Raw genomic sequence first — 13,938 nt, 5'->3', positions numbered from 1 at the left:
TCCTCGCCGACCGCGCTCTGCCCTTGCGTCAACTCAAAGGGCAAAGACCCACGAAACGCCTCTGCCAAACCACCTTCGCGAGGCGGGCGGGCCACTGCTGGTTGTCGGTAACTCGCTTGCCTGCGGTGGGCCAATGTCGCCTGGATGGTGAAGGCCTCTTGGTACTTCAACCTCTTCAGACCTAAACGATGCTCGGTCGCAGTTTGTGGCTGATGCACCATTCGGTATGCCTGGGCGAGGGTGGGCAGTTTGCGTGCGTCCAGGACCTCGGGCGGCAACGGGTCTTGGAGGTCCTGGGCTGCATGCAGTGCCAGGTCCATCGAAGCCAGCACTTTGATCGCGCTCATACCCTTGACTCCCGGATAGACCGGGATGAGGCCATCGCGCAGGACCACGGAGGTGGATTGGGCGTCCCCAGCATTGCCGAGAACCTGATAGTCGGGGTGGGTCAGTTGCCGACGTCTCCCAAAGCTGCTGACGGTGCCCGAGCAGACCACGCGGCGCCCCGGAGTCAGCTGGCGTTCGTGCCCATACGGGCTAAAAAGGTGAGGTCGAGCTCGCCACCCTGTTCATCCTGAATCGTGGCGACAAACATGCTGCCTCGGCGTTGGCGCATGGGGCGGGTTTTGGCATTCATTACGGTGGCCACCACCACGACGTCCTCACCCTCATCCACCTCATCAAAATTCGATGGTCGGGTTGGATCAAGGTATGTCCGCGGCAAATAGTCCAACAGTTGGCCAACCGTAGAAATCTCTTTGGCCTTGGCCCAGGTAGCGGCAGAACGCCCCAAATGCTCCGCAGCCCCGAATCCCGAGTCAGGGCTGGATCTGGAGCGTCTGGGTCGTTGGGGACCGAATGCAGGTGTCGCGTCATTCCATCCCCACCAGCCACGCAAAGGTTGGCTGTCCCCCGGTAAGCCATTCAATCGAGACCTCCGAATGGGCCTTGCCCCACTTAGTCACTCGCGGTTCGGCTACGTCGAACTCAGCCGGCTGGCCAGCGATCACCGTCAAGATCTCCACGGGTCCGGCGTGCGCTGCTTCAGCGGCGCGCAGGACCTTCTTCAGCGCCTGCCCTGACCCTTGCTGACAGCGACGACCTCCCCGCTGACGAAGGCGAGCCATTGTCCGCGTTGCACCCGACCAGCCGGAGTTTCCCCATTTTCGCCGGCCTGAACGACCGAGCCGTAGGTGACCTCACCAGCAGCTTCAGCCATTCCCTCCAAGGCTGATTCAACGGGTGCTTGCGGATCCCACACCGCGAGCGCGGCCAAGCCCTGCACTGCGGCCCGGGTCGGCAAAACACGCACCGACAGCCCTTCGTTGCGGGCCGCCCGCGCTGCGGCCTGCGCCACCAGGATGGTGTCCGGGTCATTCGGCAGCACCAACACATCGGTGGCCCGCACGGCCCGGATCGCGCTGAGCAGTTGCCCAGTCGAGGCCCGCGCGCCCACGTGTGACTTGACGGTTTCAGCCCCTGCACGCGAAAACGCCGACTCAAGGCCTGCACCAGCCGCGCAGGCTACGACTCCGACGCTGGGCTGGGCGGCGGTCTCGATGGCTTCGTAGGTCTCGGCACCACCCGACGGAGTCAAGCACTGGTTGTCACGTTGGTGACCCTGCCAGCCAGGGCCCCCGCTTCTAACGCTTGCCGAGGGTCGTCCAGGTGAACGTGCACGCGCCATTGGGTGGGTCCACCGACCACGAGCACCGAGGCACCAACTCGCACCAGGTGCTGCCGCAGCCGATGGGCGCTTTCTGGGTCGGAGCCTTCGAGTAGATACATCACCTCGAACGCCCCATCACTGTGATCGCAGTGCGAGTCACCATCGACAGTGATGGCGACGTTCGCCTCTGGCGGTCGATGGGCAATTTCTTCGGTCCACCACGTCGGCACCCGCCGCGCATCTTGAGCAGATCTGCCGGCCAAGACGCCCTCAAGAGCCTCGATGACCAGCAACAACCCGGCACCGCCGGCATCCACGACGCCAGCCCTGGCCAGGTTAGGCAACTGCTCGGGAGTATGCGACAGAGCATCCGAGCCGGCCCGCAATGCGGCTTCGGCGATCTGGTGCAGGTCCTGACCTTCATCGGCAGCCGCCGGGATCCCTGTGCGGCCGCCCTCGCCACACTTAAGATCGTGCCTTCAACGGGGCGGGCCACTCCGGCCCAGGCCAAGTCGGCAGCGCGCTCAAACGAGGCGGCCAGCATTGGGGCATCCAATTCGGTCACGATGCTGCCAGAGGCCTCTTGACTAAGCACCACCTCCTCGGACATACCCGCCGCTAGTTGGCTCAGGATCACCCCGAGTTACCGCGGGCAGAGAGCAGCATGCCTCGGGCAAGCAACTCCAAGCCCTGGGCCAGCGTCAACGGCTCGCTCATCAGCGAGTCGTGACTACGGACATACTGAAGGGCGCCATCGAAGGTGAGGAAGAGATTGGTGCCGGTGTCGGCATCGGGCACCGGGAACACGTTCAACTCATTGATCCTGGCGCAAGCCTCATCGAGCAGGGCATGCGCGCTCAGGGCCCACCGGTGGGCGGCCGCGAGGTCGAGTTGAGTTTCTGACATGGTGCTAGGAGATTATCCGGCGCTGAGCATCATCGACAGGTGGACTTCCCGAACGGGGTTATCCACGTTGAGATCTACCAAGCAAATGCTTTGCCACGTGCCCAACAGCAACTGCCCGTCAACCACCGGGACGGTCATCGATGGCGCAATGATCGCTGGCATGACGTGCGAGCGGCCGTGCCCGTCCGACCCGTGACGGTGTAGCCATCGGTCGTCGCGAGGCAGCAACTCCTCCAGCGCGGCGAGCAGATCGTCATCGCTGCGGGCTCCCACCTCGAGAATGGCAACGCCAGCTGTCGCATGTGGGACGAAGATTTGGAGGAGGCCATCGCCGCGGGCATCGCCGGCGAACTGGGCACACTCACGGGTGAGGTCTTGCACAACCTCGGTTGACCCGGTGTGCACTCGTAGAGTCGTGGTCTGCATGCTCATATGGTGTCAGGGATGGTCAATTTGGGGGGTCACCACCTTCTCGGCTACGATCGACCGGTTCCCCGGATGCCGTTCGCGGCCTGGGGTTGCCCGAAAACAACAACTACTTCAGGAGACACCGTGGCTGCCACTTGCGACGTCTGCGGCAAGGGACCGAGCTTCGGTCACAGCATCTCGCACTCTCACCGCCGCACTAAGCGTCGTTGGAACCCGAACATCCAGCGCGTTCGCGCAATGGTCGGAAGCGGATCGACCCCGAAGCGCATCAACGCGTGCACTTCCTGCCTCAAGGCAGGCAAAGTTACTCGCTGACAACTTGCAACGAAAAGGCCGACGTCATCTGACGTCGGTCTTTTTGTGCCTCCGGCCCTGCCCACTACACAGTTGAGCCTTCAAAATGGTCCCAGCCCAGATTTTCTAGCGGCTTCCCGCCCAATACACCGCGGGTATGCGCTGGTCGCCATCGCTGACTTCCTGGACCGAGCGAACTGCACCGATCACCGTCCAGCCCGATGGCACGGTGGCTGCATTGGCAAAAGTGGCCAGGAGTTCATGCTCTTCGCCACCACCGAGCACATGGCTCAATGCCGCCTGGCTGCCTAACACGCCAGCGAAGCGCGAAGCCATCGCTTGGATTGCAGACTCCTCGAGGTCAATGTCCACCTGGCTTGCTTCGGCAATTCGCCGCGCGTCTCGCCCCAACCCATCCGAGACATCAAGCATGGACGTTGCCCCATGTTTGGCTGCCAGACTTCCCTGAGTGAAATCGACACTGGGCGCGCAGTGGAAGCCCACCCAGTCGGCTGCAGTAGCCCCTTCGGACTCTGGTGGCCACCACCCGGTGTCAGAACGCTGCAGGAGGTCCCAGCCGGCAGCCGAACGGCCTAGCGGCCCCGAGACTGCTAGGACATCTCCGGCTTGCGCCCCAGAGCGCAGAACAGTCCCGTGCTCGGTCAACACACCCAAAGCGGTCACGCTCACCACAACTTCGCCAAGCGACGATGACAGGTCTCCGCCTAAGACAGCCACTCCGGCCGCCTGGCACGCCTGCGAAAGCCCCTCGGTGAAGTCCATCGCCCACGAGACGCTGAGGTCAGCCGGGGCGATCAGAGTCACCAGAATCCCGGTGGGCACTCCACCCATCGCCGATATGTCGGCAAGGTTCTGGGTGACCACTTGACCCCTACGTCGTGGCCAGTCGACCACTGATCCAGCCAATCACGACCCCGAACCATTGCGTCGGTCGTGGCGATCACCGGCCCCGAGATGTCGTGGACCGCGGCGTCGTCTCCTGGCCCAACTTCGGCAGATGTTGCCTCGCGGCCCGGCCCTAGCCGCGCAAAACCTCGCGGAGGATCCCCGACTCCCCCAACTCGCCCAAGGTGACCACTTGTCCCCGCGCTTGAGCATCGTCCTGCTCTGGCATTCCTACTCCTCATCCGCGATAGCGTGATTGCCATCGTCCACTATGGGCGACGATGGACCGAAACGAACCAGGAGCCTGTCATGGTCGAGGCCTACATTTTGATTCAGACCGAAGTCGGCAAGTCATCTTCGGTGGCGAGGGCGATCTCCGGCGTTGATGGCGTGCTGAGCGCCCAGGATGTCACGGGCCCTACGATGTTATTGCTCACGTGCAGGCCCCCACGGTGGACGACCTAGGCCGACTGGTGATCGCCAAGATCCAGGATGTGCCCCACATGACAAGGACCACCACGTGCACCGTCGTTCACGACTCGGGGCGCTAACCTGCCTCGCTCTGGTGCTCACCGGCTGCACTAGCGCCATCAAGGTTGCTCCCTATGAGGGTGCTGACGATGGCAGTTGTGACTTTGTCGCCGATGCCTGGCCAGCCAGAGTCGCCGGTCAAGAACCCGTGGTCACTGCGGTGGAGTCCACCTCAGTGGCGGCCTGGGGCGAGCCAGCCATCATTGCCCGATGCGGAGGCCCATTCCCGGCCCGACCACCGATCAGTGCCTCGATATCGACGGCGTTGACTGGGTCGCGACGGAACTTGAGGACGGCGTGCAGTTCACGACCTACGGCCGTAGCCCTGCCCTAGAGGTGCTGGTGCCAGATGACTACGAGCCACAGGCACTACTTATGCCCGCCTTTACGGACGTGGCGATGATGGTCGACCAGGGCGATCGCCGCTGCAGTTAGCGGCTTAGCGCAAGCCCAGGGGCGCTCAAGAGCCAGGGTGATCAACTCATCGATCAGGTCTGGATAGGGCAGGCCACTCGCCGCCCACACTGCTGGATACATTGACCAAGGGGTAAAGCCGGGCATGGTGTTGATCTCGTTGATCAGCACCTCGCCGTCCTCGGTGTAAAAGCAGTCCACTCGGGCCAAGCCCTCACAGCCAGCCACGTCAAAGGCAATCGACGCAATTCGCTGCATTTCCTCGCGAGCCTTTTCAGGCAATTCGGTGGGGCACGCTAGCTCCACGTTGGCCGAGTCGAGATACTTTGCCTCAAAGTCATAGAACTCATGGCCCGAGACCACGTTGATCTCACCGATTTGGCTCACCCGAGGCGCAGCATTGCCGTGCGCCTGCAGCACGCCGCACTCGACCTCACGCCCGTCGATGCCGGCTTCGACGACAACCTTTGGTCGTGCTGGTGTGCAGCCTCGATCGCCGCCTGCAGCTCGCTTGCGTCGGCCACCCGCGAAATTCCGACCGACGAGCCAGCCCGGGCCGGCTTCACGAACACGGGGAACCCCAACTCGTTCACTCGCTCCATTGCCGCCGGAGCGTCCCGCTGCCACTGAGCCGCTGTGATGACTTCGAATGGCCCCATCGGCAGGCCAGCAGAGGCAAACAACACCTTCATCACGTGCTTGTCCATCATGGCCGCCGAGGCCAACACGCCACAGCCGACATACTTCACGTCGGCGACTTCAAGAAGCCCCTGGACTGTGCCGTCTTCGCCGAAGGGTCCATGCAGGAGCGGGAAGACGACATCAATTTCGCCCAGGCCTTCCCACTGGCCATCGCGGCGAATGCGCCAGTGCCGATCGGCACCACCCATTGGCACAAACACGTGAGCGCCAGTATCAGCGACCTGCGGCAACTGCCGTTCACGAATCTCTAGCGCACTGGGGTCGTCATCAACGAGCACCCATTGGCCCTGCGGCGTGATGCCAATAGGCACCACGTCATACCGGGTGCGGTCGATGGCCGTCAGCACGCTGGCCGCTGTCGCACAAGAGACCGAATGCTCCGTTGAGCGCCCACCAAAAATGAGGGCAACCCGCACCCGTGAGCCGGTCGAGGTGTTTTGATCCGAGTGACTAGTCATCAAGATTGAGCCTATCGGGAGATCAGGGGCAGACGCAGCACCCAGGGTCAGGCTTGCTCGTGTTTGCGCGCGCGGGCCATCAGCCCATCAGCCAGCGCTGAGGGGGCCATGCCTTCTTCGACGACCGCGGTCACTCCAGCGCAAATCGGCACTTCGACACCATGCCTCGTTGCCAAGTCCAGCACGGAGCGACACGACTTAACCCCTTCGGCCGTCTGGTGCTTGCGAGCGCTTAACTCGGCGAGACTGAGGCCTTGCCCGAGTCCCACACCAACGGTGTGGTTGCGCGATAGCGGCGACATGCACGTCGCAATCAGGTCGCCGACGCCCGCGAGGCCCATCAAGGTCGCTGGGTCTGCTCCCAGTGCCGCTCCGAGACGCGCTGTCTCAGCCAACCCTCGAGTGATGATGCTGGACTTCGTGTTGTCCCCGTAGCCAAGGCCCTCGGCCATGCCGACTGCAAGAGCGATCACGTTCTTCACCGCTCCCCGATTTCGGTGCCGATCACATCGGTTTGGGTGTACGGGCGAAAGTAGGGTGCTGCACTAATCGCGGCGATGGCTTCCGCGGCTTCAATGTCTGACGCAGCAACGACCGACGCAGCCGGTTGTTTGGCCGCAATCTCCTTGAACAGGTTCGGGCCCGAGACAACCACGATGCGGCTTTGATCCACGGCACCCGACTCTTGGATGACCTCACTCATCCGCATTCCGGTGCCCAGTTCAATGCCCTTCATCAGCGAGACAACCAGGGCACCTGATGGCAGGCAATCACCCCACGCTTCGAGGTTGCCACGCAGGGACTGGGAGGGCACAGCCAAGATCACTGCATCGGCTTCACTGGCCGCCTCGCGCGGGTCGCTGGTGGCCCGAATAGTGGGGGCAGCACCAAGTCAGGCAGGTAGTCCGGATTTCGATGCTGCTTGTTGATCCTGTCGGCCACTTCTGGTCGTCGGGCATAGATGGTGACCTCATGGCCTACATCCGCCACGATCGCCGCATAGGCAGTGCCCCATGAGCCAGCACCCATGACCGCAACTCGCTTAGTCATTAGATTCCGTCGCGTCATTGTTGGTGGAGTCCTGCGCGAACCGATCAAACGGCGCACTCGGCGGCTCTTCGGACCTAAACCGGGCTACTTGCGCGGTGACGCCAGCCATAATTCGCCCAGTTGCCGTAGAAATGGCGCTGCTGCGATGGGCTTGACCGGCCAGGTCACTGAGATCAACGGCCGGACCGGCCGAAACATGGATCACTGGACGCTTAAGGAGGTTGGTGGGCCGGCGGGCATAGGGAGCGAGCAATTCGTGGGCACCCCACTGCCCAATGGGTATGACGGGAGCTCCGGTCCGCAGGGCGAGGCGCCCCACTCCCGTGTGCGCCTTCATCGGCCACAGGTCGGGATCACGAGTGAGCGTGCCTTCAGGCATGATCACCACGCAATGACCGGTTCGGATCGCTTCTTCCGCAGCCGCGAGCGAGTTCGCAGCCTTGCGAGTGCCTCGATAGACCGGCACCTGCCCTAGGTGACTCAGCGCCTTACCTGCCACGGGGATCTCAAAGAGCGACGATTTTGCCAAGAACATCGGCGGACAGCCATGGTCCACCAGGAAGTGAGCCACCGTGAAGGGGTCAATCTCGGACACATGGTTGGCTGCCACGATGAAGCCGCCTGAAGCAGGCAAGTTTTCGCCTCCATGCCAATCGCGCCGGGTGATCCCCTGCAGGAGAGGGCGCACTCCCGCGACGACAAACTTGTAAGGCTTCGGGGCTGCTGTCCGGGCGGGCTGCTTCTTCACGCCTGCCATCTTGTCATCACAGGCGGCGAAACATCAGACTTTCTCGGGCCATAGGCCAGAATGATGCCGTGATGATGCCGATTCCCTGGTCGCTCGTGATCCCGGTCAAAGAGGCCGACGCCGCGAAGTCTCGACTTATCACGCCACTCTCGCTCGACAAGCCCGCTTTTGTCCGAGCAATGGCGATGGACGTGCTGAGCGTGGCACTCGAACTTGTCCCGGCTCCCCGCATATTTCTCGTCTCCAACGACAGCTATCTCACCAAGTTCGCTGACGAACATCGCATCCGCACGGTCGCGGACCCGCAGGCCGGCCTGAACGAAGCCATCATCGCCGGGTTGGCAAACGTGCCAGCAGGCCCAGTAGCCGTTCTCTTGGCAGATGTGCCGGCGCTTCGGCCGGAAGACTTAACGAAAGCCCTGGCCGCTGCGCGTCACCATTCGGCGTCTCTCTTGGCTGACGCCGAGGGCACCGGGACGGTGCTCCTCACGAGCCAGGACCCGATGATCAGCCCCAGCTTCGGGCCAGGTTCAGCGGCGAAGCATGCGACCTGGGCTACCCCACTGCAACTTGAGTTGCCCCACCTTCAGCGTGATGTCGATCGCGCCGAAGACTTGGTCCAAGCCCGAGCGCTTGAGTGGGGCCAAGAACTGCTGCCGCTTGGCCGGCCGCACTGTAGACCTGCCTGTCCTAGGGTGTGGCGTATGCAGGCAAGCGTGCACACCTACGAACCTCAGTCAGGCATGGGCTCGGTCATCTTGGACACCGGGAAGGTTCTCGCATGGACGCGGGATGCGTTACCGCAAGTGGCCTGCGGCATCTCCGTGTCGGACAGCGCGTTCAGATCACTGTGAACGTCGCCGACACCGAAGACCCGCAGGCCACTGTGGTAAGGTGTGGGTCAGCGGAATATCCGCTTGACTGTCTTAACCCCGATTTTGCGCTGGTGGAAGTTGCCCACCTGGCGCGCCACGCTGCCACCCTTGGCTTCGATGGCTAGACCATCGGCGCCAGCGGTGACGTGGGTGCTGACGCGTGCGCCCGCCAATCGGTCATCCGGCAGGGACTGCGGCTCGCACACAACCGTCTTGAAATACGTGCCTGGGCGGAAGCGGGGTGTGCATGTCCCCGCGATCGGCACGGCAGCCCCGGTGCGGGGGTTGCGGCCCGTGCGCGGTGCCCTATCGACCTTCTCGAAGGTACCGAAACCGGTGATGCCAACGGTCCCGCCGTTGGACACTTCGCGAATGATCGTGTCGAGAATCAACTCTAACGCGGCAGTTGCTTCAACCTTGCCACCGAGTTGGTCAGCAACGTGTTCAATGAGATCTGCTTTGTTCACGGAATAGCCTCCGATTATTCAAGCCCAAGCCAGCCACTTCTTGACTGGCATCCTATGAGCCACACCAACATTAACCCGATCTGAGCGATGTTCCCACCGGAACGAGGCCTCATCCACATGAACGTCATTTCATCTTCGGACAGACGCGAAATTGGCGGACAATATATCGCACGATCTTTTGCCCACCTATTGACTATCCATAGAGAAACTGCGCACAACCCGCTGCGCCCTGAAGCCCCCTAAAACGCAAAAGCGGCCTTCACTCACATGAGTGAAGGCCGCCAACTTGTAGCCCCGACGGGATTCGAACCCGCGCTACCGCCTTGAGAGGGCGACGTGCTAGGCCGCTACACAACGGGGCCAAGTGCGCTGACTGCTGAGCAGCCGAGGCAAAACACTACCTCACGTAGATGCTCTGCCTGAACCTCGCCGAAACGGCGAAATTCGTGCTGGGGTACCAGGACTCGAACCTAGAACAACTGAACCAGAATCAGCCGTGTTGCCAATTACACCATACCCCAAGGGGTTTCACACGGACCTTTTCAGATCCCTCCGAACCGAGAAGCAACGATACCTGGCCTCGACCCTCACCCCAAATCGGCCTCTGATGAGGCGTCCGACCTACAGCGACCTGGCCTTAGACTTCGGCGCGCAACCTACGCAACCGGGCCATCGTTGAGTCCTTGCCCAGGATCTCCATGGACTCAAAGAGCGGCGGCGAGATGCGTTGTCCGGAAACAGCAGTGCGCAGTGGCCCAAAAGCCAACCGAGGCTTCATTTCGAGGCCATCAACGATTGCTTCACGCAGGCCGGCTTCAATACGCTCCGCCGTCCACTCAACGCCACCGCCCAGTGGATCGCCCACCGTCCCAGAAATCTGCTCCAACGCCTGAATACCAGCGTCAAGCACCTGACCAGCCGACTCCTTCAACTGCTTGCGGGCGTCATCGGCAATCGGCAGTTCTTCATCGGCCACGAAGAACGGCGAGACCAGGTCGACAGCCTCGGCCAGCACTTGGACACGCGTCTGCACCAGTGGAGCCACCTGAGCCAACCGAGCCAGCTGGGCCATCGTGGTCGGCACCGGGATCGCCTCCGCGTCCTGCAGCACTGGAAGCAACTGGGAAGCGAAGTCCCCGGTGTCCATCAATCGAAGATGCTCGGCGTTGGTCGCCTCTGCCTTTTTGATCCCAGCGGGCTGGGTTTGGGTTGACAGACTCGACATCGAAAGCCGCAATAAGTTCGGCGGGGGTAAAAACATCTCGGTCGCCGCCAATCGACCAACCCAAAAGCGCCAAATAGTTAATCATTCCGTCGGCAACAAATCCGCGATCACGATGCAAGAACAAATTGGATTGCGGATCACGTTTGGAAAGTTTCTTTGACCCTTCGCCCAAAACGAGCGGGAGGTGACCGAACACCGGCACTCGCTCGGCTTCGCCGATCGCGATCAATGCCCGGTAGAGCGCGATCTGGCGAGGCGTTGAAGAGAGCAAGTCCTCGCCGCGGATCACGTGCGTGATGCCCATCGCAGCATCATCGGCTGGGTTGACCAACGTGTAGAGGGGCGCTCCGTTGCCTCGAACAATGACGAAGTCAGGCACCGAGCCAGCCTTGAAAGTGACTTCACCGCGGACCAAGTCCTGGAAGGTGATGTCCTCATCGGGCATCCGCAGCCGCAAAACCGGCTCCCGGCCTTCGCTGCGGAACTCATCGCGCTGCGACTGCGTCAGCTCGCGATCAAAGTTGTCGTAGCCCAGTTTCAGGTCCTTACCAGCCGCGCGGTGCCGCTCCTCAACCTCCTCGGGCGTGGAGAACGACTCATAGGCGTAGCCAGATTCGAGCAACTTCGCAGCCACTCGTCGGTGCTCTTCGTGCCGTTGGCTCTGACGATATGGCTCATGCGGGCCCCCGATGTCGGGACCCTCGTCATACTCCAACTCCAACCATTGCAGCGCCTCAATAATCTGCGCGTAGGAGTCTTCTGAGTCCCGAGCGGCGTCTGTGTCCTCAATGCGGAAGACAAACGTGCCGCCGTGGTGGCGTGCATAAGCCCAGTTGAAGAGGGCCGTGCGCGCCATGCCGACGTGCGGTGTCCCCGTCGGCGACGGGCAGAACCGGACTCGGATATCGCTGCCAGTGACGGCGGCGTTTTCGGTCGTGGAAACAGGAGCAGAGTGCGTCGTCATGATGCCTTCACACTACTGGGTCGATTCCTGCGTTCGTCACCTATCTCTGCATGAGCGCCATCGTGAGGGACTCTTGCAGCCAGGAGAGGAAGTCGTAATAGGCCATCTGCTGGGCCTTGGCCGGATCCATTTCGGCTTCACCCGACAGCGACGCCTCAAGCTGGGCCCGAAGTCGCTCGGAATCTTCATCGGTGCGCAGGTCTAGCCGCTCCCCCAAAATCAGCCGAATATCAGTGAGCGCGACCATGATTGCTTGGCCTGCCCGTCGTCCAGCTCCAGCTTTGAGCTGGGCGCCCCCTCCAGCACCTCAATCGCACGCTTGGCGTTTGCCGCCTTGCGGGTGCGCAGCGAGTGCTCTGTCAACCGCCGAAACTCACTGGCCTGTTCTGAGTCTGTGCGATGCGCCGGCGGCAACAACCGCAACAGTGCCGGATCGGAAGGCTCACTGGGGTCAGGGTCTGTTTCGCCCATACCTGCGACGAGATCCAGGAACGGGTCGCCGGTCTCGGCGCGCTCGGGCGCGACAAAGTCCCGCGTCAGTTTCAGCAGGTGCACGACGATGCCGAGTTCGTCTTGATCCAGGGTGCCGACGATGCGACCGCGTTTGCGCCGGAATGCTGTTGCCATCAGTCGTCCTTTTGAAAGGTCGCCCATAAGCCATACCCGTGCATGGCTTCAGTGTCGGCTTCCATCTTTTCGCGGGCCCCAATGGCAACCACGGCCCGGCCCTCTTGGTGGACGTCCATCATCAACTTGGTGGCTTTCGCCTCGCTGTAGCCAAAATGGTGCTGGAGCACCCACGTCACATAGGACATGAGGTTGACGGGGTCATTCCAGACCAGTGTTACCCAGGGGTGTCGGCAAGCGGGCGTTCAAGCAGGCCCACATCACCTTGCTCTTCGGGCGATTCGGCTGGCCGGTCAACGGCAGATGCGGCAACAAACACATACCCACTCTAAAGTGCTCAGGTATGACCAGCACCGCGTTGCTCACTGACCACTACGAACTTACGATGTTGCAGGCCTCTCTGGCCAGCGGCCACGCGCACCGCAAGTGCGTCTTTGAGAGTTTGCCCGAGGATTGCCCGGCGGTCGCCGCTACGGCGTGCTGGCCGGCACCGGACGCGTGCTGGAGGCCCTCAAAGACTTTCGCTTTGGCGATGACGAGTTGTCCTTCCTTTCGCGCACCAAGGTCGTCAACGGGGAAACGCTGGACTACCTGGCTAACTATCGATTCAGCGGCAACATCAGTGGGTATGCCGAGGGCGAGTGCTACTTCCCCGGCTCGCCGTTGATGGTCGTCGAGTCCACGTTTGCCGAAGGCGTCATCCTTGAGACCTTGGTGCTGTCGATCCTGAACTACGACTCTGCTGTCGCGACCGCGGCCTCGCGCATGACTGCCACAGCCGACGGTCGCCCTGTCTCGAAATGGGCTCGCGCCGGACCAACGAGCAATCGGCCGTTGCCGCCGCCCGCGCCGCTTACATCGCCGGCTTTGAGGCCACCTCAAACCTTGAGGCAGGCAGGAGCCACGGCGTGCCGACCGTTGGCACCGCTGCTCACTCCTTCACCTTGCTGCACGACACCGAAGAAGAAGCGTTCGCGTCACAGATCGCTTCCCTGGGTGCCAACACTGCCTTGCTGGTGGACACCTATGACGTCACCAACGCAGTGAAGATTGCCGTTGACCTCGCTGGCAGCGAAGTGGGAGGTGTGCGCCTCGACTCAGGCGACCTGGTCTCGCAGGCCCGTGAGGTGCGCGCTCAACTCGACTCTCTCGGCGCCAAAGACACCCGGATCGTGGTGACCTCTGACTTGGATGAGTATGCGATTGCTGGGCTGCAGGCAGCGCCCGTGGACGCCTATGGCGTGGGGACCAGGGTCGTCACCGGGTCCGGATCACCGGCCGCTGGCATGGTGTTCAAACTGGTGAGCCGCGAAAGCCAATCGGGCGAGATGGAGGGGTTGCCAAGGCCAGCAAGAACAAGGCCTCTGTCGGTGGGCGCAAATACGCGCTACGCCGCCGCAATGCCGTCGGTGTGGCGCAGGAAGAACTCATTGGCATTCAACGCGAACCCCAAGACGATGGGGATGACCGGCTATTGCTGACCGAGTTGGTCCGGGACGGCGAAGTTGTTGCCGCGACCGACGCCCAAACCGCGCGCGCCCATCACCAAAAATCCAGGGCCGAGTTGCCGACTCGCGCGCTGCGACTGTCTGCTGGCGACCCAGCAATCCCGACGACCTATCTCGACGACTGGTCCTGATCTAGGCTGGGGCCATGAGGCCGAGCCCTCGTCA

General features: G+C 62.2%; 12 protein-coding genes, 2 tRNA genes and 7 pseudogenes. 5 read left to right on the top strand and 16 right to left on the bottom strand.

Going from position 1 to position 13,938, the window contains the following annotated elements:
- Window positions 1-511 precede the first annotated feature (511 nt).
- The 6 genes from L0A91_RS01820 to L0A91_RS01800 all read right to left on the bottom strand — a co-directional run bounded on the left by L0A91_RS01820 (window position 512) and on the right by L0A91_RS01800 (window position 3,001).
- Window positions 512-793 carry a hypothetical protein gene (locus L0A91_RS01820; protein WP_235245574.1) on the bottom strand — a complete coding sequence of 94 codons (282 nt, stop codon included), beginning with the start codon at window positions 791-793 and terminating at the stop codon, window positions 512-514.
- 79 nt (window positions 794-872) lie between these two features.
- Window positions 873-1,025 (bottom strand): hypothetical protein, encoded by a 153-nt coding sequence (locus tag L0A91_RS01815; RefSeq protein WP_235245573.1) that lies wholly within the window; start codon window positions 1,023-1,025, stop codon window positions 873-875.
- A gap of 41 nt (window positions 1,026-1,066) precedes the next feature.
- Window positions 1,067-1,597 (bottom strand): hypothetical protein, encoded by a 531-nt coding sequence (locus L0A91_RS17115; protein WP_260115265.1) that lies wholly within the window; start codon window positions 1,595-1,597, stop codon window positions 1,067-1,069.
- Window positions 1,594-2,055 carry a hypothetical protein gene (locus L0A91_RS17110; RefSeq protein WP_260115264.1) on the bottom strand — a complete coding sequence of 154 codons (462 nt, stop codon included), beginning with the start codon at window positions 2,053-2,055 and terminating at the stop codon, window positions 1,594-1,596. The genes L0A91_RS17115 and L0A91_RS17110 overlap by 4 nt, the downstream gene beginning before the upstream one ends.
- 247 nt (window positions 2,056-2,302) lie before the next feature.
- Entirely contained in the window at window positions 2,303-2,575 is a 273-nt protein-coding gene (locus tag L0A91_RS01805; protein ID WP_235245572.1) for a DAK2 domain-containing protein, read from the bottom strand.
- Window positions 2,576-2,587: 12 nt separating this feature from the next.
- Window positions 2,588-3,001 carry a secondary thiamine-phosphate synthase enzyme YjbQ gene (locus L0A91_RS01800; RefSeq protein WP_235245571.1) on the bottom strand — a complete coding sequence of 138 codons (414 nt, stop codon included), beginning with the start codon at window positions 2,999-3,001 and terminating at the stop codon, window positions 2,588-2,590.
- A gap of 126 nt (window positions 3,002-3,127) precedes the next feature.
- On the opposite strand from L0A91_RS01800, the gene rpmB reads away from it, so the two are divergent.
- Window positions 3,128-3,319, top strand: a complete 192-nt coding sequence (gene rpmB / locus L0A91_RS01795; protein WP_220120909.1) for a 50S ribosomal protein L28 — start codon at window positions 3,128-3,130, stop codon at window positions 3,317-3,319.
- A gap of 105 nt (window positions 3,320-3,424) precedes the next feature.
- On the opposite strand, the gene L0A91_RS01790 is transcribed toward rpmB, so the two are convergent.
- On the bottom strand, window positions 3,425-4,183 hold the full coding sequence (locus L0A91_RS01790; RefSeq protein WP_235245570.1) for a thiamine-monophosphate kinase: 759 nt from the start codon (window positions 4,181-4,183) through the stop codon (window positions 3,425-3,427).
- A gap of 330 nt (window positions 4,184-4,513) precedes the next feature.
- Between L0A91_RS01790 and L0A91_RS01785 the strand changes: the two are divergent.
- Together L0A91_RS01785 and L0A91_RS01780 are read left to right on the top strand one after the other, a co-directional pair.
- Window positions 4,514-4,755: pseudogene (locus tag L0A91_RS01785) on the top strand (Lrp/AsnC ligand binding domain-containing protein).
- Entirely contained in the window at window positions 4,725-5,069 is a 345-nt protein-coding gene (locus tag L0A91_RS01780; protein ID WP_235245569.1) for a hypothetical protein, read from the top strand. Before L0A91_RS01785 ends, L0A91_RS01780 begins: the two are co-directional and overlap by 31 nt.
- 122 nt (window positions 5,070-5,191) lie before the next feature.
- Here L0A91_RS01780 and L0A91_RS01775 read toward each other — a convergent pair.
- The 3 genes and pseudogenes from L0A91_RS01775 to L0A91_RS01765 form a co-directional block, all read right to left on the bottom strand.
- Window positions 5,192-6,309, bottom strand: a pseudogene (locus L0A91_RS01775) (D-alanine--D-alanine ligase family protein); the annotation flags it as partial.
- Window positions 6,310-6,356: 47 nt separating this feature from the next.
- Window positions 6,357-7,359, bottom strand: a pseudogene (locus tag L0A91_RS01770) (NAD(P)H-dependent glycerol-3-phosphate dehydrogenase).
- The gene (locus L0A91_RS01765; RefSeq protein WP_235245568.1) at window positions 7,352-8,116 is read right to left on the bottom strand and encodes a 1-acyl-sn-glycerol-3-phosphate acyltransferase; all 765 of its coding nucleotides are present in this window, start codon (window positions 8,114-8,116) and stop codon (window positions 7,352-7,354) included. The pseudogene L0A91_RS01770 and the gene L0A91_RS01765 overlap by 8 nt, the downstream one beginning before the upstream one ends.
- A 62-nt stretch (window positions 8,117-8,178) precedes the next feature.
- Here L0A91_RS01765 and cofC point away from each other — a divergent pair, with 62 nt between their 5' ends.
- Window positions 8,179-8,961, top strand: coding sequence for a 2-phospho-L-lactate guanylyltransferase (gene cofC, locus L0A91_RS01760; RefSeq protein ID WP_235245567.1), 783 nt, complete (start codon window positions 8,179-8,181; stop codon window positions 8,959-8,961).
- 47 nt (window positions 8,962-9,008) lie between these two features.
- On the opposite strand, the gene L0A91_RS01755 is transcribed toward cofC, so the two are convergent.
- From L0A91_RS01755 to clpS, 6 genes and pseudogenes are all read right to left on the bottom strand, one after another.
- Window positions 9,009-9,449 (bottom strand): HU family DNA-binding protein, encoded by a 441-nt coding sequence (locus tag L0A91_RS01755; protein ID WP_235245566.1) that lies wholly within the window; start codon window positions 9,447-9,449, stop codon window positions 9,009-9,011.
- A 289-nt stretch (window positions 9,450-9,738) separates the two neighbouring features.
- Window positions 9,739-9,811, bottom strand: a tRNA-Glu gene (locus L0A91_RS01750).
- 87 nt (window positions 9,812-9,898) lie between these two features.
- Window positions 9,899-9,970: transfer RNA gene (locus tag L0A91_RS01745), tRNA-Gln, on the bottom strand.
- 116 nt (window positions 9,971-10,086) lie between these two features.
- Window positions 10,087-11,638: pseudogene (gltX, locus tag L0A91_RS01740) on the bottom strand (glutamate--tRNA ligase).
- 40 nt (window positions 11,639-11,678) lie between these two features.
- A pseudogene (locus L0A91_RS01735) lies at window positions 11,679-12,265 on the bottom strand (DUF2017 domain-containing protein).
- A pseudogene (gene clpS / locus L0A91_RS01730) lies at window positions 12,265-12,492 on the bottom strand (ATP-dependent Clp protease adapter ClpS); the annotation flags it as partial. The pseudogenes clpS and L0A91_RS01735, both read right to left, overlap by 1 nt.
- Before the next feature lie 116 nt (window positions 12,493-12,608).
- Between clpS and L0A91_RS01725 the strand changes: the two are divergent.
- A pseudogene (locus L0A91_RS01725) lies at window positions 12,609-13,904 on the top strand (nicotinate phosphoribosyltransferase).
- Window positions 13,905-13,938 lie beyond the last annotated feature (34 nt).

The sequence above is a fragment of the Ornithinimicrobium sp. INDO-MA30-4 genome, from assembly GCF_021535045.1.
In the GTDB taxonomy this organism is placed as follows: domain Bacteria; phylum Actinomycetota; class Actinomycetes; order Actinomycetales; family Dermatophilaceae; genus Ornithinicoccus.
This window is presented reverse-complemented; position numbering and strand designations above follow the sequence as displayed.

Excerpts from the sequence above, each read along its gene's own strand:
- L0A91_RS01805 (WP_235245572.1), bottom strand. The coding sequence starts at position 2,575 with ATGTCAGAAACTCAACTCGACCTCGCGGCCGCCCACCGGTGGGCCCTG.
- L0A91_RS01800 (WP_235245571.1), bottom strand. The coding sequence starts at position 3,001 with ATGCAGACCACGACTCTACGAGTGCACACCGGGTCAACCGAGGTTGTG.
- L0A91_RS01765 (WP_235245568.1), bottom strand. The coding sequence starts at position 8,116 with ATGGCAGGCGTGAAGAAGCAGCCCGCCCGGACAGCAGCCCCGAAGCCT.
- cofC (WP_235245567.1), top strand. The coding sequence starts at position 8,179 with ATGATGCCGATTCCCTGGTCGCTCGTGATCCCGGTCAAAGAGGCCGAC.